The sequence below is a fragment of the Nocardioides luteus genome, from assembly GCF_015752315.1.
Taxonomy (GTDB): Bacteria; Actinomycetota; Actinomycetes; order Propionibacteriales; family Nocardioidaceae; genus Nocardioides.
The window spans coordinates 4,197,963-4,218,660 of sequence record NZ_JADOVJ010000001.1 but is presented as its reverse complement, the minus strand read 5'-3'; the positions used below and the strand labels follow the sequence as shown (position 1 = coordinate 4,218,660).

Sequence of the window (20,698 nt, the reverse complement as noted above, 5' to 3'; positions counted from 1 at the left end):
GTCACGAACCAGGCGGGGGCCAACCAGATGCAGTCGATGCTGGTAGTCGGATCACCAGGCTTGGGCACAATGGAGGTCGTGACCAGCCTCGACCTGCGCCGCGAGCTCGGCGACTTCCTCCGCAGCCGCCGCGAGCGCCGGCGCCCCGAGGACGTGGGCCTGCGGGTGAGTGGGCGCAGACGTACGCCGGGCCTGCGCCGCGAGGAGGTGGCGACGCTCTCCGCCGTCAGCGTCACCTGGTACACCTGGCTGGAGCAGGGGCGACAGGACGTACGGGCGTCTCGGCAGGTGCTCTCCAGCATCGCCGAGGTGCTCGGCCTCGACGAGCTCGAGACCCAGCACCTCTTCCGGCTGTCCGGCGAGCTGCCGCCCCGAGGCGCGGAGCGCTCCGATGCCGGTCACTACCAGCGGCTGCTCGACCACCTCGACCCGAACCCGGCGTTCGTGGTCGACCGCCACTTCTTCATCGTCGCCTGGAACCGGGGAGCGGAGCTGCTCTTCCCGGGCCTCGACCAGCTCGACGAGGTCGAGCGCAACGTCATCTGGCTGACCTTCACCTCGCCGCAGGTGCGGGCGATGTCGGAGGACTGGGAGACCGAGGCGGCCGAGGCGGTCGCCTTCTTCCGCTCGCAGACGGCCGTCGACATGGCCGACCCGGAGGTCGCGAAGCTGGTCGCCGACCTGGAGGCGGTCAGCGAGGAGTTCCGTACGCTGTGGGGCCGCCGTGACCTGGCCGCGATCGGCTCCCACACCCGTGTCGTCCACCATCCGAGCCTCGGGCGGGTCGAGCTGGAGCTCACCAAGATGCGCACGGTCGACGACGAGCTGACCATGGTCGCCTACCTGGCGGCCCCGGGATCCGACGTGCTCGGCGCGTTCGCCGACGCCGTGCGCGCGACGTCCTAGACGGTTTCATCGAGGCGGACCGAAACGGTTACGCCGCCGAAACAACCGCTCCCTACGCTCAAAAATGTTCATCTCATCAACATTTTTGACCGGGAAGGGGTAGCCGATGACCGGGGCACGAGGTGCGGGACAGGTCGGGCCGGTGGACGGTCCGGCGTCGCTGGCCGGCGTGGAGCTGACCGCGCTGCGCAACGTACGTCTCCTGGACGGCACCCTCGCCGATCTGGATCTCGCCGCCGGCGAGATCACCGTCGTCAAGCCGGTCGAGGGCGGTCCGGGGACCGACGCCACCGGCTGGCGGCTGGTCCCCGGTGCGGGTGAACCGCATGCCCATCTCGACAAGGCGCTGAGCGCGGAGCAGATCACGCCGGGCCGGCACGCGGGCAACGACCTGGTCACCGCCATCGAGCAGTGGCGTGCGCTCGTCCCCACGCTCACCGCCGACGACTTCGCCGAACGCGCCCGGCGGGCGGTTCGTCGTTACGTGGCGAACGGCATAACCACGATCCGTACGCATGCCGACGCGCTCCTCGCGGGCGACCCGCTGCGCGGGGTCGACGCCCTGCTCGGCCTGCGCGAGGAGCTCCGCGGAGCGGTCACCCTCCAGGTCTGCCTGCTCGCCGGGCAGGACGTCCCGGACGCCGTGATCGAGGACGCGATCGGCCGTGGCATCGATGTCATCGGTGGCTGTCCGCACCTGGCCGACGAGCCGGCCAAGGAGACCAGCCGCATCCTCGACCACGCCGAGCGATCCGGTCTTCCCGTCGACCTGCACACCGACGAGCAGACCACCACCACCCACCTCGACCTCGCCGACCTCGCCGAGCAGGTCATCGCGCGCGGGCTGCAGCAGCAGGTGACCGCCTCCCACTGCGTACGTCTCGGGATGCTCGACCACGATCGGCGCCGACCCGTCGTGGACCTGGTCGCGAAGGCGGGGATCGGCATCGTGACCCTCCCGATCACCAACCTCTACCTGCAGGGCCGCGACGCCGACGCGGCGGTGCCGCGCGGCCTCACCGCCGTCCGGGCGCTGCTCGACGCGGGTGTGCCGGTCGCGGCCGGTGCGGACAACCTGCGCGACCCGTTCAACCCGGTCGGCCGGGCGGACCCGTTCGAGACCACCTCGCTCCTGGTCTCCGCGGGGCATCTCCGGCCCGCCGAGGCCCTCGCCGCCGTCACGACCACGACCCGCACCGTGCTCGGGCTCCTGGCCGCCGGCACCGGGCCCGGCGCCCGGGCCGACTTCATGCTCGTCCCCGACGTGCCCGTCGACGAGGTCGTCGCCGGCACACAGGCCGCCCGCATCGTCGTCCACGGCGGTCGGGTGGTCGCCGACACCCGCGTCAGCACCGTCCTCGATCTCGATCCCATGCCGAGGTGACATGAAAACGACCACCGCCACGCTCGCCCTCTCCGGGGTGACCAAGCGCTTCCCGACCGGCACGACCGCGCTGACCGGGGTCGACCTGAGCGTCGACGCCGGCGAGTTCGTCTCCGTCGTCGGCCCGTCCGGCTGCGGCAAGTCCACCCTGCTCCGGCTCGCCTCGGGACTCGAGGAGGCCACCGTCGGTCGGGTCGAGGTCGACGCCGGCACCACCAGCTACGTCTTCCAGGACCCCACCCTGCTGGAGTGGCGCAGCGCCCGGAAGAACGTCGAGCTGATCGGCGAGCTGAGCGGGCTCCCGAAGTCACAGCGGCAACGGGCTGCCCAGGAGGCGCTGGACCTCGTCGGCCTCACCGGCTTCGAGAAGCAGCATCCGCGCCAGCTCTCCGGAGGCATGCGGATGCGGGTCTCGATCGCCCGCGCGCTGGTCGCCGAACCCGACCTCGCCCTCTTCGACGAGCCGTTCGGAGCCCTCGACGAGATCACCCGGCTGGCGATGCAGACCGAGCTGCAGCGGCTCTTCAGGCTCAAGGGCTTCGCCGGTCTCTTCATCACCCACTCCGTGGCCGAGGCGGTCTACCTCTCCACCCGCGTCGTGGTGATGAGCGGCCGCCCCGGACGGATCGTCGCGGAGATCCCGGTGCCCTGGGAGTTCCCGCGACCGCCCGAGCTGCGGTTCGAGTCCGACTTCGCCCATCTGGTCGGCCAGGTCTCCCAGGCACTGGAGGAGCACGCATGAGCACCGAGCTGAGCGCAGGGCTGAGCGCCGGGCCGGTCGTCGAGCCGGACATCGCCGCCGTGACCGAGGCTGCGCCTGCAGAGCCCAGGAGGCGTACGCCCTCGGTGCTGCGCCGCCTCCTCGCCAAGGTGGTGCCGATGATCGCGGCGCTCGCCGGCCTGGCGGGGCTGTGGTACCTGGTGACGTACGTCATCCTGAGCGAGGACAAGCGGTTCCTGCTCCCGCCGCCGCACCAGGTCTTCGGCGAGACGCTCGGCCGACCGGAGGTCATGCAGCCGATGCTCGCGGCGCTGTGGCAGTCGGTCCAGGTCGCGCTGGCCGGTCTGGTGATCTCGGTGGTGATCGGGATGGCCTGGGCGATGGTGATGGCCCAGACCCGGCTCCTGGAGAAGGTGCTCTATCCCTATGCCGTCATCCTGCAGACCGTCCCGATCCTGGCGCTGACCCCGCTGATCGGGATCTGGATGGGCTACGGCATCTCCGCCCGGATCGTGGTCTGCGTGATCATCGCCGTCTTCCCGATGATCGCCAACACCCTCTTCGGTCTGCAGTCGGCGACGGCGCCGGCACACGACCTGTTCACCCTCAACCGGGCGAACCGGCTGCAGCGGCTGCTCAAGCTGCAGCTGCCCGCCGCGATGCCCGCGATCTTCACCGGCCTGCGCAACGCTGCCGGGCTGTCGGTCATCGGCGTGATCGTCGGTGACTTCTACTTCCAGCAGGGCAGCCCCGGCATCGGTGGCCTGCTCCGCGTCTACACGCTGCGGCTCAGCATGGAGCCGCTCTTCATGGCGATCATCCTGACCGCCCTCTTCGGAGTCGTCGTCTTCTCGGCCTTCGCCGCCCTCGACCGTGCCGTCATCGGCAAGTGGTACGGCGAGCGCTGACCCCCTCCCTCACCCCAGAAACGGACCCAGCATGAACCGACACCTACCCCTGCGTACCGCCACCCTGGTAGCACTCTCGACCATCGTCCCGCTCGCCCTGACCGGCTGCGGCAGCGACGCCGGCGCCACCAACACCGCCTCTGCGGGCGAGGTGACCAAGGCGGAGAAGGGCAGCGCGAAGGACCTCTCCGACGTCTGCCCCGCGACCGTGGTGATGCAGCAGGACTGGCAGCCCGAGGCCGAGCACGGCGGCATGTACAGCCTGGTCGGCGAGGGCTACACCGTCGACACCGACAAGAAGACCGTCACCGGTCCGCTCGTTTCCGGAGGCGTCGACACCGGCGTGAAGATCGAGGTCCGTTCGGGTGGCCCGGCGACCGGGTTCCAGCCCGTCCCGGCGACGATGTACCTCGACAAGGACATCCTCATCGGAGCGGTTAACACCGACGCCGCGATCGCGGCCGCGGAGAAGCAGCCCACCGTGGCGCTGACCTCGCAGCTGACCGTCTCGCCCCAGATCCTGATGTGGGACCCGAAGAGCCAGGACGGCGCGAAGACCGTCGCCGACGCCGCGAAGGACGGCGACCCCGTCGTGACCGCCGGCGACGTGATCCCCGCGCTGCTCGAGTCGCAGGGGATGATCGAGAAGAAGCAGTCGGACCTCTCCTACGAGGGCACCCCGCAGCGCTTCGTCACCGAGCCGACGATCCTCCAGCAGGGGTTCGCCACCGCCGAGCCCTACATCTACGAGAAGGAGATCAGCAGCTGGGGCAAGCCGATCGGCTACCAGCTCCTCTCCGAGATCGGCTACAGCATCTACCCCGAGCCGATCGCCGTACGCGCCGAGGATGTCGACAAGGAGGCCGACTGCCTCGAGAAGCTCGTCCCGGTGATGCAGCAGGCCGAGATCGACTACCTGGCGGACCCGGACTGGGCCAACGGCGTCATCGTCGACATCGTCGAGCGCTACCAGACCGGCTGGACCTACAGCGAGGGCGTGGCTGCGTACGCCGCCGAGACGATGACCGACCTCGACCTGGTCCACGACGACCCGAAGTCGGGGGTCTTCGGCCAGATCGACGGCGAGCGGATGAAGGAGATCGTCGAGACGTTCGCGCCGATCATGAAGCAGGCCGGCACGATCACCTCCGACGACATCGACCCGGAGTCGCTCTACGACAACCGGTTCATCGACGACTCGATCTCGATGAAGTGACGCCGATGACGACTTCGCAGCGTACGTCCCTGGTGACCGCCCTGGTCGCCGACCGCCTCGGCGCGGACCGGGTCGAGACCGACCCGGCCGCGCTGGTCAAGCTCTCCTCCGACTGGTCGCGGATGTCCCCGATCCTCCAGGAGAAGGTGCCGAGCGGCCGGTACGTCGCCGATGCCATCGTCCGGCCGCGGACCGAGCAGGAGGTCGCCGACATCCTGGCCCTGGCCTTCGAGCACGACGTGCCGGTCGTCCCGCGCGGCGCCGGGACGGGCAACTACGGCCAGGCGACCCCGTTCACCGGTGGGATCATCCTCGACCTCCGCGGCCTGGACGCGATCGAGGTGCTGCCCGACGGCGACGTACGCGCCGGGGCCGGGGCCCGGATGACCCGGATCGACAAGGTGGCCCGCGAGGCCGGACGCGACCTGTGGATCTTCCCCTCCACCAAGGGCTCCACGATCGGCGGCTTCATCGGTGGCGGCAGCGCCGGCACCGGGACGATCGAGCACGGCACCACCTCCGACGGCTTCGTCACCGAGCTGACCGTGGCCCCGATGGACGGGAGCGGCCGCCTGCTCACGATGCGGGGCGAGGAGACGCTGCCCTACATCCACGCCTACGGCGTGACCGGCGTCGTGACCTCGGTGGTGGTGCGCACCGATCCCGCGCGCGACTGGGTGGCGGTCTACGCCGCCTTCGACAGCTGGGAGGCGATGGTGTCGGTGCACCGCCGGCTGCTGGACCTGCCGGTGCTGCCGCGGCTGGCCTCGGGCGACGAGCCCGCGCTGGTCCCGACCCTGACCACCAACGTCTCGCTCGACCCGGCCCAGCACAGCCTCCGGGTGATCGCCGAGGCCTCCACGGTCGCCGAGATCGAGTCGCTCGTCGTGGCGGCCGGGGGCAGCGTACGGGCGTGTCTGGAGGACTACGCCGCGACCGATCTGCTCTCCGGGATGTCCTACAACCACCCGGTCTACTTCCTGCAGCGCGCGCACCGTGACCGGACCTGGTTCCACATGGAGACCGGGGGCGAGCTCTACTGGACCGATGCCGACCGGGTGCGCGAGGTCTACGACGGGCCGGTCTGGCTGCATCTGGAGCTGATGGGGCGAGGCCCGCTGGCGATGGTGGTGGCCGAGTACGTCTCCGAGGAGCAGGTCCTCGCCGGCATCCCGCGCTTCGACGAGATCGGCGTGGGCGTGCACTCGCCCCACCAGTGGTACGTCGACCGCAACGTCGAGCTCGTCACCGCCGTCGCCCGCGAGCGCGACCCCAAGGGGCTGCTCAACCAGGGCAAGCTCACCGACCACACGCTGGTCGACACCCGCGTCAACATCGGAGTCCGCTGATGCCCCACCGCGTGCCTCGTTTCGCCGACCTCACCGCCCCCGAGATCGCCGAGCTGCCGCCGGACACGGTGGCGGTCCTCGGTCTCGGCGCGATCGAGCAGCACGGCCCCCATCTACCGGTCTCGACCGACTACGTGATCGCCGCCGAGGCGGCCTCGGCGGCGGTGGCTGCCGTGGCCGAGGCGGGCAGTGCTTCCGTGGTGCTGCTGGAGCCGCTGGCCTACACGAAGTCCGACGAGCACTCCTGGTCGCCCGGGACGATCTGGCTCTCCTGGGACACCCTGATGCGGGTGCTCGTCGACATCGGCCGCTCGCTGAGCACGTCGGGGATCACCCGGCTGCTCTTCGTCAACGGTCACGGCGGCAACTCCGCGCTCGGACAGGTCGCCAGCCGCGAGCTGCGCAAGCAGTTCGGTCTCGCGACCTTCTTCGCGCACCTGTCCGTGCCGCCCGACCAGGGCGGCACCTCCTCGCGGGCGGACGAGCTCGGCCTCGGCATCCACGGCGGCCACGGCGAGACCTCGATGATGCTCCATCTGAGGCCCGAGCTGGTGCACCAGGAGCGCGGGGAGCGGAAGGTGCCCGAGCAGCTGGCCGGCTACCGGCACATCGGCTTCGGCAAGCCGGTCTCCTTCGGCTGGCTCTCGGACGACTTCGGCACCGACGGCTACCTCGGAGACCCGACCACCGCCACCGCCGAGGACGGCAAGGTCCGCTTCGAGGCCGGGGTCGCGACGCTGGCCGAGGTCATCGTGGAGGCCTCTCGCTTCACGCCGTCGGCATGACGCTGCGGATCACAGGCGCGGCCGCGGGGGATCTCTCGGTCGAGGGGCCTGACGACGACCTGGACGCGTCGGGATGCCTGGTCACGCCGGGCCTGGTCAACGCCCACCACCATCTGCTGCAGACCGCGTTCCGCACCCTCCCCGGCACCCGCGGTGTCCCGATGGCGACCTGGCTGCCCACGATGGCCGCGGCCTACGACCGGGTCGGGGTCGACGCCGAGCTGACGTACGCCGCGGCGCGGGCCGGTCTCGCCGAGTCGCTGCTCTGCGGGGTCACCACGGTCGCCGACCACCACCTGACCTGGCCGGCTGCCCTGACTCCCGAGGAGACGGTGCCACTGGCGCAGGGGACCGCGAGGGCGGCAGCGGAGCTCGGCGCCCGATTGGTGTTCGTCCGTGGTGCCGCCCGGGACGACCCCGAGACCGCGGCGCGCAGCGCCGACCTGATCGCCGAGGCGCTGGTGGGTGATGCGCCCGGCGGGGTGAGCGCCGACGGGATGCTGCAGGTCGCCGTCGGCCCGGCCGGGGTGCACTCGGACCCGGAGCCGACCTTCCGCCTGATGGGGGAGGTGGCGGCCCGGCGCGGGCTGCGGCGGCGTACGCAGGCCAACGAGCAGGTCGACGTCGCGGTCGCGGCCGAGCGCTACGGCCGGCGCCCGATCGACCTGCTGGAGGAGTGGGGCTGGCTCGCGCCCGACGTGACCCTGGCACACCTGTGCGACGTGACGCCGGACGAGATCCGGCGGCTCGCCGCCGCCGGGGTGAGCGCCACGCACGCACCCGGCTGCGACCTGCCGATGGGGTGGGGAATCGCGCCGGTCGCGGCGCTCCGCGAGGCCGGGGTCGAGGTCGGCCTGGGCACCAGCGGCGGCGGCAGCAACGACGCCGGCCACCTGCTCGCCGACGCCCGCTTGGCCATGCAGGTCGCGCCGCTGGTCGGTCCGCCGCTGGCCGCCGCCGACGTGCTCGAGATGGCGACCACCGGCTCAGCGTCCGGCCTCGGTCGGCCGGGGCTGGGTTCGGGGACGGACCTGTGTGTCTGGGACGTCTCCGGCGTCGCCGACGCCGGGGTCCACGACCCGGCGGCCGGGCTGCTCTGGGCCTCGCCCGGGCGGCGCCCGCGGCACGTGGTCGTGGCCGGCCGGGTCGTCGTACGCGACGGTGTGCTCGTCACCGCCGACGAGCGGGAGATCGTGGCGGAGCTGGCGCGGTTCAGCGCCCGCGCTGCTCCTTGACCACCAGCAGCCGGAAGAGCTCGCCGTCGGCGCTCGCCCACCGGTGACGTACGCCGCCGGGGATGTAGACCGAGTCGGCCGTCTCCATGACCTGCTCCTCGCCGTCCAGGTCGATCCGCAGCGTCCCGCCCACGACGTAGACGAACTCGTCCTCCTCGTGCTGCCAGTAGCGGTCCCAGGACGTCTCGTCGCCGACGAACTCCATCGGGATGAACGCATGGTCGGCCCCGGCGACCAGCGCCTGCACCGCGCCGTTGGACGCCTCCGCGGTGCCGGGGTCGGAGCGGCGTACGACCGCCGCCGGGCCTGCGGAGGGGCTCTCGACGCTGTCCGCCAGCAGGCCCTGCTGGGTGGTGCCCAGCGTCTGCGCGATCCGGAACAGCGAGGACATCGACGGGCGTGCCATCCCGCGCTCGATCTGGCTCAGGAACGGGTGGGACAGGTCGGTCGCCTCGGCGAGCTGGACCAGCGTCATCCCCTGCGCCTTGCGCAGCTCGCGCACGCGGGAACCCAGCCGCTGCACGGAGCGATCGAGGGACTGTCGCGGGTTCCGAGTCATCTGCTCAACCTAGTCCGAAACGGTCCTCGGCGTTCACGGAGCCATCGGAAACTCACGGTCCCGTCACGTGTGGGAAACACCTCACTGTGCCGGACCTCGGGACGTTGGTCCCGGATTGGGGTCGACAGCGGTAGTAGGTTGGCGGTCATGACCGTTCCTCCTGTGGTCAGACAGGAACAGCTCATCGATGAGATCGCCCTCCACCTCGCCGACGAGGTCGAGGGCGACTGGTCCACGTTGGTCTTCAACCACCGCAACCTGTCGATGTTCTTCACCGGACGCATCGACGTGCACCGGCCGGACGGCAGCTTCGCCTACGCCCGTCCGCCCGAGACGATCCTCGCGCTGACCGACGAGCTCCGGCGGGTGATGTACGAGCCGGGCCGGGGCGCCTGGTTCTCCGCCCGCTGGACCATCGCCAGCGGCGAGGGCGAGGGGGAGAAGAACTCGACGAAGGTCGTGTTCAACTACGACGACGAGCCGGTCTGGCGCTGGCCGGCCCATCCGGGGCTGTACGCGCTCGACCTCGAGACGTTCCCCCGCGACGAGGACCGCATCCCCGCCTGGCTCCGGCAGAAGGTCAACGGCGCTCGCCGGACGCTGTAGCCTGCCGAGCTTCCAGCATCGGCTGCGGTTCCTGGCTCGGCACGAAGTACAGCAGGTTCCGGTTGCGTCCCGTGCCGCGTACCGCGCGGCGCCTGGTGCCGACCGCACCCTCTTCCCGCGGGCGCGGGATCGTCGAGTGGTCGGCGGCATGCCCCTTTCCGATGAGGGCCAGAACGATCCGCAGACCGGTCAGCGCCGCGATACCGACCGCCATGACCAGCAAGGTCTCGAACGTCATGGAGCGACCTCGATTCTTCCGGTGAACGCGTGGCTCGTGCCGCACGTTGTCTCGGAATGGTGACTGCCGTCACACCGCCTGGACAGCGAACGGCGAGGTAAACCCCGGGCCGCCATCACCCCCTGCGGAAAGCGTCGAGGATTTCGCGGATCGGGCGGCTGACAGCTGCCGACTTCGTGGCCGCAGCGCTACCGCGACGCCGCGCCGACCCCGCTGACAACCGGTATTCGGCGCGGATTCCGACGGGTGTGGAACAGCGGCGATCGATGCCGGTGTGACGCTCGACACAGGTAGGGCCGAGCCCTTCACTGAAGCGATCCCGAGTCGGCAGACCGCTGCCGACACGGTCGGCATCCCCATCACGCCGAACTCGCATCAGGAGGACACCGCATGATCACCAGGGACGGCAAGAACTACTTCATCGTCGACGGCCACATCCACATCTGGGACGGCTCGGACGAGAACTGCCTGAACGACTATGGCAAGGGCTGGACCCAGTGCTTCTTCGACTACCACAACGGGCTCTCCCCGGAGGAGGAGAAGTGGTCGAAGGAGCGCTTCGCGAAGATCGAGAAGGAGGACGTCGTCAAGGACGTCCTCGACAACGGCGGTGTCGACGTCGCGGTCTTCAACCCGACGGTCCTCGGCGCGTTCTACAAGACCGGCTTCCGCCGTGAGAAGGAGGCGCTCGAGCTGGTGGAGGAGAACCCGGGCAGGTTCATCCTCAACACCTCCTGGGACCCGCGCTTCGGCGAGGAAGGCCTCGAGCTGCTCGAGAGGGAGGCCTCCGAGCGGAAGATCCAGGGCGTCAAGCTCTACACCGCGGAGTGGCAGGGCGACTCCCGCGGCTACTCGCTCACCGACCCGATGGCCTACCGCTACCTGGAGAAGTCCCAGGAGCTCGGCATCAAGAACATCCACATCCACAAGGGCCCCACGGTCTGGCCGCTCGACCGGGACGCCTTCGACGTCCACGACGTCGACCACGTGGCCACCGACTTCCAGGACCTCAACTTCATCGTCGAGCACATCGGCCTGCCCAGGCTTGAGGACTTCTGCTGGATCGGCACCCAGGAGCGCAACGTCTACGCCGGCATGGCGGTCGCGATGCCGTTCGTCCACGCCAAGCCCCGCTACTTCGAGCAGATCATGGGCGAGCTTCTCTACTGGCTCGGCGAGGACAAGATCTGCTTCGGAAGCGACTACGCGATCTGGACCCCGCGCTGGCTGATCGAGAAGTTCCTCGACTTCCAGTTCTCCGACGGCAGCGAGTACGACGCCATCACCGACGTCCAGAAGGCCAAGGTCCTCGGCCTCAATGCCGCGCGCCTGTACGACATCGAGGTCCCGGCGGACGTCGTCGGAGTCGCAGAGGTGGACGCCCTCGCCGAGGTCGTGGCCTGATGTCGACCGCGTCCGACGTCCTCGCTGCGCTGGATGAGGTGCACGACCCCGAGGTCGACCGCCCGGTGACGGACATGGGGTTCATCCGCTCCGTCACCGAGGAAGCCGGTCAGGTGCGCATCGTCATGCAGCTGCCGACGTACTTCTGTGCGCCGAACTTCACCTGGCTGATGGTGGACGACGTACGCCAGGCGGCGGAGCACGTCGCCGGAAAGGGCGCGGTCACCGTCTCCGTCGAGGACCACTTCGAGTCGGAGCGGATCCAGTCCGGCGTCCAGAGCAGGGGCGGGTTCATGACCGCGTTCCCCAGCGAGGCCGAGGGCGACCTCGAGGACCTTCGTGACCACTTCCGGCGCAAGACCCTGCTGATCCGCCAGGAGCAGGTCTGTCGCCAGCTGGAAGAGTTCGGCGTCGACGCCGAGAGTCTTGTCGACCTCGTGTTGGGAGACGTCGTCCGGCTCGACCTTCCCGCTCTTGGGAAGTACCTGACCACGCGAGAGGAGCTCGGGGTCGGCTGCCGCCACGACGACCCCTTCCTCATCGCCGCCGATGGCCGTCCGGTGGGTCCGGAGCAGGTCCGGGCCCATCGGCGGTCTGCCCGCGTGATGGCCGTGTCCTTCGAAGGCAACGGCCATCTCTGCAAGGCGCTGCTCGCGGAGCGCTACCCCTCACAACTCATCCCCGTCGACAAAGGAGAAGTGGCATGAAGGCCGCCCGGCTCTACACCTATGACTCGAAGCTGGTCATCGAGGACGTGCCCAAGCCCCGGATCACCGGGCCGCACGACGTGGTGATCAAGGTGGGCGCCGCAGGCGTGTGCCGGACGGATCTCCATGTCATCGAGAAGGTCTGGAAGGACACCCTCGACACCGACGGCACCCTCCTCCCGTTCATCCTCGGCCACGAGAACGCGGGCTGGGTCGACGAGGTCGGCTCGGCGGTCACCACGGTGGCGCCCGGCGACACGGTGATCCTCCACCCGCACATCACCTGTGGCGTCTGCGCGGGATGCCGTCGCGGCGAGGACATGTACTGCGAGACGGCCGGGTTCCCCGGGCTCGCCATGGACGGCGGGTACGCCGAGTACATGCTCACGAACGAGCGCGCCTGCATCAAGCTGGATCCGAGCCTCCAGCCGGTCGACGTCGCGCCGCTCGCGGATGCCGGCATCACGGCGTACCGGGCGGTCAAGAAGGCCGTGCCCCGGCTCCAGGCCGGGACGAAGACGGTCGTGATCGGCGCCGGCGGTCTGGGCCACATCGCGATCCAGTCGCTCAAGGCGCTCAGCCCGACCGAGATCGTGGTCGTCGACACGGACCCGGACGCTCTCGAGCTCGCGAAGCAGGTCGGTGCGGACATCACCGTGAACGCTGGCGAGGGCGATGTCGTCGAGGCGGTCAAGGACCTCGCCGGGGGAGACGGGGTCGAGGCCGTCATCGACTTCGTCGCCGAGCACGGCACCACCGACCAGGGCCCGAACATGCTTCGCCAGGGCGGGACGTACTACGTCGTCGGATACGGCGGCAACGTCAACGTGCCGGCGCTGCAGGTCATCTTCAGCGAGATCAGCGTCGTCGGCAGTCTCGTCGGCAACTACACCGAGCTCTCCGAGCTGATGGAGCTGGCGGCAGCCAAGAAGGTCACCCTCCACTCCCAGATCTACTCCCTCGACGACGCCAACGCCGCGCTCGACGACCTGCACCACGGACGGGTGCGTGGTCGGGCCGTCCTCATCCCCTGACCCCGGACCTCCGCACGACAACCGGAAGGAAAAACCATGTCCACAACCATCACCCCGGAATCCCGGGAGGACACTCGCGGGGACTCGACCGACGAGTTCCCCAAGGGCCGCGGTCCGATCGACTGGAACGGCGGCTGGCGCTGGATGTTCATCGGGAGCTTCCTGCTCGCCGGGTCGTTCATCGGGCTGCGGATCTATCAGCAGAAGTTCGCCTGGTACAAGGAGTACGGCCTGGACGCGGCCAGCGACGGCTTCCGGACGTACTGGTTCAACCTGTTCCTCGGCGAGCTGGTCGTCGTCACGATCGTGACGCTCGTCTGGTGGGGATGGCTGATCAAGTCCGGCCAGAACCTCGCCGCGAAGGCGGAGGCCCGGCCCATCAGCAAGGCCGAGGAGGTACGTCGCATCGCGGTCTTCTGGGGCCTGATCGGCGCCACCTGCGTGACGCTCTACTTCATGGCGAGCTTCTTCCCGAACCAGGACGGTGTCTGGCACCAGACTGCTGTTCGCGACACCGCCCTCACCCCGAGCCACATCGTGATGTTCTTCTGGGCGTTCCCGCTCGGCATCACGATGACGGTGGGCACCTACCTCTACGGACGTACCCGCCTGCCGAAGGTCTACTCGCCCGACAAGGGCTTCCCCTGGTCCTTCTTCCTCCTCATCTCCGCCTCCGTCACCGAGATGATGCAGGTCGCGATGAACGAGTGGGGCCACAGCCTCTGGATCACCGAGGAGATCTTCGCCGCACCGTTCCACTGGCCCTTCGTCACCTACGGCTGGCTGGCGTCCGGGATCTTCGCCCTCTGGGCCGAATCCCTCGGCCGGCTGCTCCAGATCGAGGACGAGATCGAAGAGGAACGACAAGCCGTACCGACCTCGGATCCCGCGATCGCCTGACCCGTGGACCGTTCACATCCCCAAACCAAGGAGCCCTCATGAGTGCCACAGCTTTGGCGCCGGAGTCCGAGGAGCGCACGCAAGCACTGCGGAAGCTGCTCAACCGCCGTTACACCTTCATCGACCGCAAGTGGGACATCGTCTTCTGGGTCACGGCCGCCTTCGTGGTTGCCGCCGCAGCCGACATCACCAAGCTCCTGTTCGCAGGAGACTGGGACTTCTGGACGGACTGGAAGGACCGTCAGTGGTGGCCGATGGTGACCCCCTTCGCGGTGATCATCATCCCGTCCGCACTGCAGTACATCCAGTGGCTCGCCTGGCGCATGCCCACGGGTGCCGTCTACACCGCCATCAGCATGACGATCGCGTCCTGGATCGGCCGCATCTTCAACTGGGACATGTTCGGCGGGTTCCCGCTGGCGTTCGTCTGGCCGGTGATGATCCTGGCCGCCGCCATCTGGCTGGACTGGGTGCTGCTGAAGACGAAGAGCTTCGTGCTGACATCGCTGGTCGGAGCGTTCGGCTTCGCGCTGATCCTCTGGTTCACGAACTACACGGTGCTCGCGCCGTACCTGCAGCCGATCGACTGGATGGGTCTGCACGTCACCGTCGCCGACGTCCAGGGCATCGAGTACGTCCGTGGTCAGACCCCCGAGTACCTCCGCATGATCGAGCACGGGTCGCTGCGCACCTTCCTCGGTGAGACCCAGTATGTCTCGCTGGCGTTCGGGGCCACCCTCGCGGTCGCCGGCTACTGGGTCGGCCAGGCCATCGGTCGCGGACTTGCCATCTGGCCCATCGGCCGCTTCATCAAGCGGTTCTGAGAGGAGTACGACATGCGTAGCAAGTTGAAGTACATCGGGGCGGTGATGGCCGCTGCCGTCGCCGTGGTGCTCGCGCTGCCGCCGGCACCGGCGTCGGCTCACGGCGAGACGGCGCAGGAGGCCTTCCTCCGGATGGGCACGGTCGCCTTCTGGGACGTGAAGTACTCCGCCGACAAGGTCGCCCAGGGTGAGGAGCTCACCATCACGGGCACGGCGAAGATCCTCGAGACCTACCCCGAGCAGCTCGCCGAGCCGAAGCTCGGCTTCATCGGCGTGATCGCCCCGGGCCCGACCGTCGTCATCAAGGAGCGCACCATCAACGGCGCCCCGGCGCCGATGGCGATCGAGATCGAGAAGGGCGGCGTCTACCAGTTCAAGATGGTGCTCCAGGGGCGGCGGGTCGGCCACTGGCACGTCCATCCCATCTTCGGCATCCACGGAGCGGGCTCGCTCATCGGCCCGGGTCAGTACGTCGACGTGACGGAGTCCGCCGGTGGCTTCACCAACGAGGTCAAGCTGCTGAGCGGGAAGACGGCCGACCTCGAGAACATCGGCATGGGCGGCGTCACCTTCTGGAACGTCCTCTGGCTGGTGATCGGGTTCGCCTGGCTCCTCTACTGGATCGTCCCGAAGCCCACCGTCACACGTCTGCCGGTGACAAGCCAGATCCCGCTCAACACCGACGGTGGGGCGTACGGGCTGATCACGAAGAAGGACCACCGCGTCATGAACATCATGATGGGCGCGACCATCGCCCTGGTGGTGGGAGGCATGGTGTGGCAGGCGCAGGCCTACCCGGACAAGATGCCGCAGCAGGTGCTTCACTTCGCCCCGGAGGACGCGGTGGTGGATGCCAAGTTCGTCACGGCGGACGCCTCCGATGCCGTGTTCGACCCGGCGACGGACACCGTGACGGCCAAGGTGACGGTGACGAACACCGGAACCTCCCCGGCATCGGTGGAGTCGTTCATGACGAGCACGCTCACCTTCCCGGTGGCCGAGGCGGGAAGTGCGGAGCGGTCCGTCCAGATCTCTCCGGCCGCGCCGATCGCCCCCGGCGAGACACGGGAGCTGACGATGAGCATCACGGACGAGGTGTGGGCCAAGGAACGGCTCATGCCGGTCGGCGAGTCGCGCATGCAGCTCACCGGCGTGCTGCGCCTCCAGGACGAGGCCGGCCACGAGAACTTCGTGACCGTCCAGAGCTTCGTCACTCCGTCGGCCATGGTCTGACGGAACACGTTCACCCGGTGGTGCCGCTCTCCCTCGGCACCACCGGGTTTCCACCCTTGAACCAGGAGTGCACACCATGACCATCCCGAAAATTCTGCCGATGCACGGGGGCGGCACGAGCTCCATGGACATGCTGATCGGGCTCGGTCCGGTCATCCTCGGAGGGCTGTTGATCGGCATCTTCGTGCTGATGCTCTCGATCGACATGTCGGGCACGTCGAAGCGGCGCTACCAGTCCGGCTACCGCGATGAGCGTCCGACGGGTGCGCGGCTGCTCTTCAGCGGCAAGTACTTCGAGCTCGAAGAGCTCCTCGAGCGCGACGCCGAGGAGCCCACCCGGCCCCGGGAGACCGTGCCCGCAGACCAGGCGGACGGGAAGTGACCAGCATGAGAAGCCCTGCTCAGGTGGACGAGTCGCCGACGGGCTGGCGGGCGGTCGACGCCGCGATCGAGCGCGGAGCGGTCGCCGGCAGCCTGTCGGCCCTGGTCATCATCGCGCTGCTCGCCCTGGCCGGCGTCGTTCAGGGGGTCGGTGCGGCGACCCCTTTCTACGCGATCGTCTCGTTCCTGTCGCCGGGTGCCCTCGAGGTGTCGCAGGCCGCGACCGCGGCCGGTGAGCCAGCACCCTTCTTCCAGCAGGAGTTCGTCGGCGGACTGGGGATCTGCGTGGTCCTCGGTGGCGTGAGCGGAGCGATCTTCTCGCTCGGCACGCGGAACCATCGGGTCGCCGGACGTGCTCTGTACGTCGTCGCCGCCCTGCACGGCGTCATCCTGATGTGCTTCTTCTACCTGGTCTGCCTCCAGGTCGTCGGGACCGTCGTGGGCGCGCAGCCGGAGGCCTCGAGCCTGAGCAGCCTGATCGGCTGGCCGTGGATGGTCGGGATCCACGTCGTGCACGGTCTCGTCCTCGCCCTCGTCATCAGCAGCCGTCTCGTGACCAACGAACGCCGTCTCGGAAGGAACCACCATTCATGATCAGCGCACGCCTTATCCTTGCCGGCGCGACGCTCCTCGCCGCCTCAGCTCTGAGCGCGTGCGGAGCCGAGACCTCCACCGCGGCGGAGGCGGACCACGCCGATCACGGCTCGACGCAGACCTCGGAGCCCGCGAGGACCGCCACGCCCTCGCCGACGGACACCCGGCCGACGAACACGTCGCCAACGGGCGATGTCATCCGGATCGAGGTCGTGGACGGGAAGCCGTCCCCGCCGGCCCGTGTCGAGCGCGTCGCTCTGGGTGAGCCGGTGACGCTCGCCGTCACCAGCGACGTCGCGGACGAGGTGCATGTTCACGGCTACGACACGCACGTCGATCTCGTGGCCGGCCAGGAGAGCACGCTGACCTTCACGGCCGACATCCCCGGCCGTTTCGAGGTGGAGCTGGAGGGAGCGGGCACGCTGCTCGTCGAGATCGAGGTGAAGTGATGATCCTGACCCACGGGCTGGGTGGCCGCTCGGATCTTCCGATCCCGGTGTGGGTCGCCCTGTACGTCGCGGTGGGAGTTCTGCTGTTCTCCTTCCTCGCGCTCGGGCTGCTGTGGCGCTCGAGCCGGTTCGCGACCGAGGCGGGGGTGGTTCTCCCGCGGTGGGTACAGGTCGCGGTGGGGGAGCGGGCCTCACGGCTTGCGCAGGCAGTCGCCCTGGTCGGGACCGTGGTGTTCCTCGCGGTCGCCTGGTTCGGTCCGGCCAGCGTGGCGGCGAACCCGGCTCCCACCTGGCTCTACGTGTGGGTGTGGGTCGGCCTGGTGCCGTGCTCGCTGCTCCTGGGGCCGGTCTGGCGGTTCCTCAACCCGGTGCGGGCATTGGCGCGGCTGCTGAGCCGGGTCGTTCCATCGCGCATGCGGCGGTCCGGGCTTCCGGCGGCCGTGGGCCGATGGCCGGCCGTCGTCTCGCTGGGCGTGTTCCTGTGGCTGGAGCTCGTCTTCGACCACTCCGACGAGCCGCGCGTGGTGGCCGGGTTCGTGACCGCGTACGTCCTCGTGCACGGGATCGGTGGTGCGGTGGTCGGTCCGCGGTGGTTCGACGCCGCCGACGGCCTGGAGGTCTATTCGGCGACCATCGGGCGGCTGGCGCCGTGGGGGCGCTCGGTGGACGGCGAGGCGGTCCTCCGCCACCCGCTGGCCGGACTCGCGGCCATGCCGGTCCCGCCGGGGCAGCTCGCCGTGCTGTGCACGCTGCTCGGGTCGACGGCCTTCGACGGGGTGACCCGGACCTCCCTCTGGGGCGACCTGACCCGCGACCTCGCCGGACCCGGCTATCTGATCACCGGCACCCTCGGCCTGGTCGGCGCAATCCTGCTCGTCGCCGGTGCCTACCAGCTCGCGATGCGGGCCACCGACGCCTTCTCGCGATACGCCGACGGGACCTCGCGGGCCTTCGCGCACACCATGGTGCCCATCATCGTCGGCTACACCGTGGCCCACTACTTCTCGTTCGCGATCTTCCAGGGCCAGGTCGGCGCGATCCTGGCGTCCGACCCGTTCGGGCGGGGATGGGACCTCTTCGGCTCGGCACGGTCCTCGATCGACTACCTGGTCGTCTCACCCCGGACGATCGCCGTCGTACAGCTCGCGGCGGTGGTCTGCGGACACGTCGTCGGCGTCGTAGCGGCCCACGACCGCTCCCTCGAGGAGCTCCGCCCGCGATCGGTTGCGGTGGGGCAGCTGCCGTACCTCCTGTTGATGGTCGGTCTGACCTCGACAGGCCTCGTTCTGCTGATAGGACTGTGAGAAGTGATGATCGCTCCGTTGCACATCGTCGACTACCTGTGGGTGTTCCCGATGGTGGCCATCGCGCTCGTCGTCGGCCTCTACGCATGGCTGAAGGCGCCGTCCCCCGTCGAGCGCGAGGAGCGCACCGACAGCGACGGTGCGGCCGACTGAGGATCAGGCGCCGGGCTCGATGTTGTAGGCCTTGATCTTTCGGTAGATCGAGGCTCGGGACATGCCGAGCGCCTCGGCGGCGCGCGCCTTGTCCCAGTCGCAGGCTCGCAGCGACTCCACGATGGCGTCGCGGGTCATCCACTCCAGCGGGGTGAGCCGATACCGCAGCCCGCTGCCGAAGTCGGCCGGAAGGTGCTGCTCGCGCAGGACGGAGTCGGTCGCCGAGGGGATCATGGTGGTGACCAGCTCGACGACCTCGGCGAGGTTCCCCGGCCACGGTTCGCGGATCAGGCGGGTCAGCAGCTCGGGGGAGACCGCGGTGACGCGTCCGCGGCTCAGCCGGCGCACCATGTCGGGAAGCAGGACACGGAGGTCCTGGACACGTGCCCGCAGCGGGGGAAGGGCGATCATCGGGATGCCGGCGGCGGCCAGGTCGCCCTCGGCCTCCTCGGCTCCCTCGACGCTCTTGCGATGGGTGCGCGTGGTGAAGGTGAGCCAGCCACTGGCCGAGGGCAGGTCCATGCCGCTGACCAGCTCGGCCAGACGGCCGGATGCCAGTCCGTCGGCGTCGCGGACGATGACGGGATGACCATCGGCGAGATGCTCGCCGACCGAGCCGAGCTTGGCCTCGATGTCGTCGTCACCGCAGTCGATGACGACGACCGTACGCCCCGGGAACTCGCGCATGGCGATGTCCTGGATGAGGGTGCGCTTGCCGGTGCCCGGCTCGCCGACGAGGCAGACGGGCAGTCGTGCGGCGGCCATGCGGCCGACCATGGCCATCGGGCCGAGGACCAGCGGGCTGAGCTGGTGGGTTCCGCGTGGCCGAGCCGGGCTCGACCGCTGGACGGGCGGTGCCGGAGCGGAGGAGGGGATCTCGATGATCGCGCCGTCGAGTCGGCCGTAGGGCGAGCGGATGGCACGTACGGTCAGGGTGGTGGCGTACTCGGTGCCGGACATGAGGGAGATCTCGGCACCGTCGGAATTGCCGAGGGCGTCCACGGTCAGCGCCCACAGCTCGGGTCGTCCCAGTCCGCCGATGCGGTCGGCCGCGGTGGCGGATCCGATGAACGCCTCGTCGCTGACGGCGATGACGCGGTCCTCGGCCGCCCGGCTGCTGCGGAGATACTGCTCCAGCAGCGACCGCGCACCTCGGCTCGACATCGTGAGAAGGGTGTCCTCGATCGAGGCACCGGCCTGTCGGACCAACGCCGTGAGCGCGGGATGCGCACGGTCGGCCCAGGTGGTGATGTCCAGGACGCCGAGCTGGCGGCGGGTGATGGGGTCGCGCACCGGGACACCGACGCAGGCGAACACCTGGAGCTGCTCGTTGAAGTGCTCGGCGCCGCGTACGAGGGCGGTCGACCGATCCTCCAGGGCGGTGCCGATGCCGTTGGTACCGGCGTACTTCTCGGCATAGCTGAACCCCGGAGCGAGCAGGGCGCGGTCGAGCTGCCCTTCGAGGCACGGCTCGCCCGAGTGCCGCAGCAGCACCTTGCCGGTGCTGTCGCCGAGGATCAGGGTCAGCGGGCTGCCGTCGATATCGCTCTGAACCTTCTCGATGACGGGGCGGGCGGCGCGGACCAGCCTGGTCGAGAGGTTCAGGTTGTCGTCGTAGGGCAGGTCGAGGCGGTCGCCGAGTGCCTGGCTGTCGTAGGAGCGACGCCAGGACGCGAGGATCCCGTCGCGGACCCCGGCATCGGGATCGGTCGATGCTCGTTCCTTGAGCCGTTCGAGGGAGTGCGTCAGCACGTCGGACCAGCTCGGCATGGCACTGGACATGGGCTTTCTCGATTCTGCCTCAGCCT

23 protein-coding genes are annotated in these 20,698 nt (G+C 69.4%); 20 read left to right on the top strand and 3 right to left on the bottom strand.

Going from position 1 to position 20,698, the window contains the following annotated elements; genetic code table 11:
- The first annotated feature begins 78 nt into the window (after positions 1-78).
- The 8 genes from HD557_RS20275 (at position 79) to HD557_RS20240 (ending at position 8,504) form a co-directional block, all read left to right on the top strand.
- Positions 79-906, top strand: coding sequence for a helix-turn-helix transcriptional regulator (locus HD557_RS20275; protein WP_445321543.1), 828 nt, complete (start codon positions 79-81; stop codon positions 904-906).
- A gap of 106 nt (positions 907-1,012) precedes the next feature.
- Positions 1,013-2,290: an amidohydrolase family protein gene (locus tag HD557_RS20270; RefSeq protein WP_231380380.1), complete on the top strand. Its 1,278-nt coding sequence runs from the start codon at positions 1,013-1,015 to the stop codon at positions 2,288-2,290.
- Between the two features lies 1 nt (position 2,291).
- On the top strand, positions 2,292-3,032 hold the full coding sequence (locus HD557_RS20265; protein ID WP_196875211.1) for an ABC transporter ATP-binding protein: 741 nt from the start codon (positions 2,292-2,294) through the stop codon (positions 3,030-3,032).
- On the top strand, positions 3,029-3,919 hold the full coding sequence (locus HD557_RS20260) for an ABC transporter permease (RefSeq protein ID WP_196875210.1): 891 nt from the start codon (positions 3,029-3,031) through the stop codon (positions 3,917-3,919). The genes HD557_RS20265 and HD557_RS20260 overlap by 4 nt, the downstream gene beginning before the upstream one ends.
- 31 nt (positions 3,920-3,950) lie before the next feature.
- A complete protein-coding gene (locus HD557_RS20255; RefSeq protein WP_196875209.1) occupies positions 3,951-5,135 on the top strand; it encodes a hypothetical protein in 1,185 nt (394 codons plus the stop codon).
- 5 nt (positions 5,136-5,140) lie between these two features.
- Positions 5,141-6,484, top strand: coding sequence for an FAD-binding oxidoreductase (locus tag HD557_RS20250; RefSeq protein ID WP_231380379.1), 1,344 nt, complete (start codon positions 5,141-5,143; stop codon positions 6,482-6,484).
- Positions 6,484-7,269, top strand: a complete 786-nt coding sequence (locus HD557_RS20245) for a creatininase family protein (RefSeq protein ID WP_196875207.1) — start codon at positions 6,484-6,486, stop codon at positions 7,267-7,269. The genes HD557_RS20250 and HD557_RS20245 overlap by 1 nt, the downstream gene beginning before the upstream one ends.
- A complete protein-coding gene (locus HD557_RS20240; RefSeq protein WP_196875206.1) occupies positions 7,266-8,504 on the top strand; it encodes an amidohydrolase family protein in 1,239 nt (412 codons plus the stop codon). Before HD557_RS20245 ends, HD557_RS20240 begins: the two co-directional genes overlap by 4 nt.
- Here HD557_RS20240 and HD557_RS20235 read toward each other — a convergent pair.
- Positions 8,482-9,063, bottom strand: coding sequence for a helix-turn-helix domain-containing protein (locus tag HD557_RS20235; protein ID WP_050800766.1), 582 nt, complete (start codon positions 9,061-9,063; stop codon positions 8,482-8,484). The genes HD557_RS20240 and HD557_RS20235 overlap by 23 nt on opposite strands.
- Positions 9,064-9,210: 147 nt before the next feature.
- Between HD557_RS20235 and HD557_RS20230 the strand changes: the two genes are divergently transcribed.
- Complete coding sequence (locus HD557_RS20230) at positions 9,211-9,669, top strand: agglutinin cell wall attachment protein (protein WP_196875205.1); 459 nt, start codon at positions 9,211-9,213, stop codon at positions 9,667-9,669.
- Here the strand turns inward: HD557_RS20230 and HD557_RS20225 are convergent.
- Positions 9,644-9,907 carry a hypothetical protein gene (locus HD557_RS20225; protein ID WP_196875204.1) on the bottom strand — a complete coding sequence of 88 codons (264 nt, stop codon included), beginning with the start codon at positions 9,905-9,907 and terminating at the stop codon, positions 9,644-9,646. The genes HD557_RS20230 and HD557_RS20225 overlap by 26 nt on opposite strands.
- A gap of 390 nt (positions 9,908-10,297) precedes the next feature.
- Here HD557_RS20225 and HD557_RS20220 point away from each other — a divergent pair, with 390 nt between their 5' ends.
- From HD557_RS20220 to HD557_RS20170, 11 genes are all read left to right on the top strand, one after another.
- A complete protein-coding gene (locus HD557_RS20220; protein WP_196875203.1) occupies positions 10,298-11,311 on the top strand; it encodes an amidohydrolase family protein in 1,014 nt (337 codons plus the stop codon).
- Positions 11,311-12,018 (top strand): iron-sulfur cluster assembly protein, encoded by a 708-nt coding sequence (locus tag HD557_RS20215; RefSeq protein ID WP_196875202.1) that lies wholly within the window; start codon positions 11,311-11,313, stop codon positions 12,016-12,018. Before HD557_RS20220 ends, HD557_RS20215 begins: the two co-directional genes overlap by 1 nt.
- Positions 12,015-13,052 (top strand): NAD(P)-dependent alcohol dehydrogenase, encoded by a 1,038-nt coding sequence (locus tag HD557_RS20210; RefSeq protein ID WP_196875201.1) that lies wholly within the window; start codon positions 12,015-12,017, stop codon positions 13,050-13,052. Before HD557_RS20215 ends, HD557_RS20210 begins: the two co-directional genes overlap by 4 nt.
- 36 nt (positions 13,053-13,088) lie before the next feature.
- Positions 13,089-13,952, top strand: coding sequence for a methane monooxygenase/ammonia monooxygenase subunit C (locus tag HD557_RS20205; RefSeq protein WP_008359138.1), 864 nt, complete (start codon positions 13,089-13,091; stop codon positions 13,950-13,952).
- 38 nt (positions 13,953-13,990) lie between these two features.
- Positions 13,991-14,776, top strand: coding sequence for a methane monooxygenase/ammonia monooxygenase subunit A (locus HD557_RS20200; protein ID WP_008359136.1), 786 nt, complete (start codon positions 13,991-13,993; stop codon positions 14,774-14,776).
- Positions 14,777-14,788: 12 nt separating this feature from the next.
- On the top strand, positions 14,789-16,009 hold the full coding sequence (locus HD557_RS20195; protein WP_196875200.1) for a methane monooxygenase/ammonia monooxygenase subunit B: 1,221 nt from the start codon (positions 14,789-14,791) through the stop codon (positions 16,007-16,009).
- 76 nt (positions 16,010-16,085) lie between these two features.
- On the top strand, positions 16,086-16,391 hold the full coding sequence (locus HD557_RS20190; RefSeq protein WP_196875199.1) for a hypothetical protein: 306 nt from the start codon (positions 16,086-16,088) through the stop codon (positions 16,389-16,391).
- Between the two features lie 5 nt (positions 16,392-16,396).
- A complete protein-coding gene (locus HD557_RS20185) occupies positions 16,397-16,984 on the top strand; it encodes a hypothetical protein (RefSeq protein ID WP_196875198.1) in 588 nt (195 codons plus the stop codon).
- The gene (locus HD557_RS20180; protein WP_196875197.1) at positions 16,981-17,433 is read left to right on the top strand and encodes a hypothetical protein; all 453 of its coding nucleotides are present in this window, start codon (positions 16,981-16,983) and stop codon (positions 17,431-17,433) included. The genes HD557_RS20185 and HD557_RS20180 overlap by 4 nt, the downstream gene beginning before the upstream one ends.
- Positions 17,433-18,737, top strand: a complete 1,305-nt coding sequence (locus HD557_RS20175; protein WP_196875196.1) for a hypothetical protein — start codon at positions 17,433-17,435, stop codon at positions 18,735-18,737. Before HD557_RS20180 ends, HD557_RS20175 begins: the two co-directional genes overlap by 1 nt.
- Before the next feature lie 6 nt (positions 18,738-18,743).
- Positions 18,744-18,890 carry a hypothetical protein gene (locus HD557_RS20170; protein ID WP_196875195.1) on the top strand — a complete coding sequence of 49 codons (147 nt, stop codon included), beginning with the start codon at positions 18,744-18,746 and terminating at the stop codon, positions 18,888-18,890.
- 3 nt (positions 18,891-18,893) lie between these two features.
- Here HD557_RS20170 and HD557_RS20165 read toward each other — a convergent pair whose 3' ends face one another.
- On the bottom strand, positions 18,894-20,672 hold the full coding sequence (locus HD557_RS20165; RefSeq protein WP_196875194.1) for a sigma-54-dependent Fis family transcriptional regulator: 1,779 nt from the start codon (positions 20,670-20,672) through the stop codon (positions 18,894-18,896).
- Positions 20,673-20,698 lie beyond the last annotated feature (26 nt).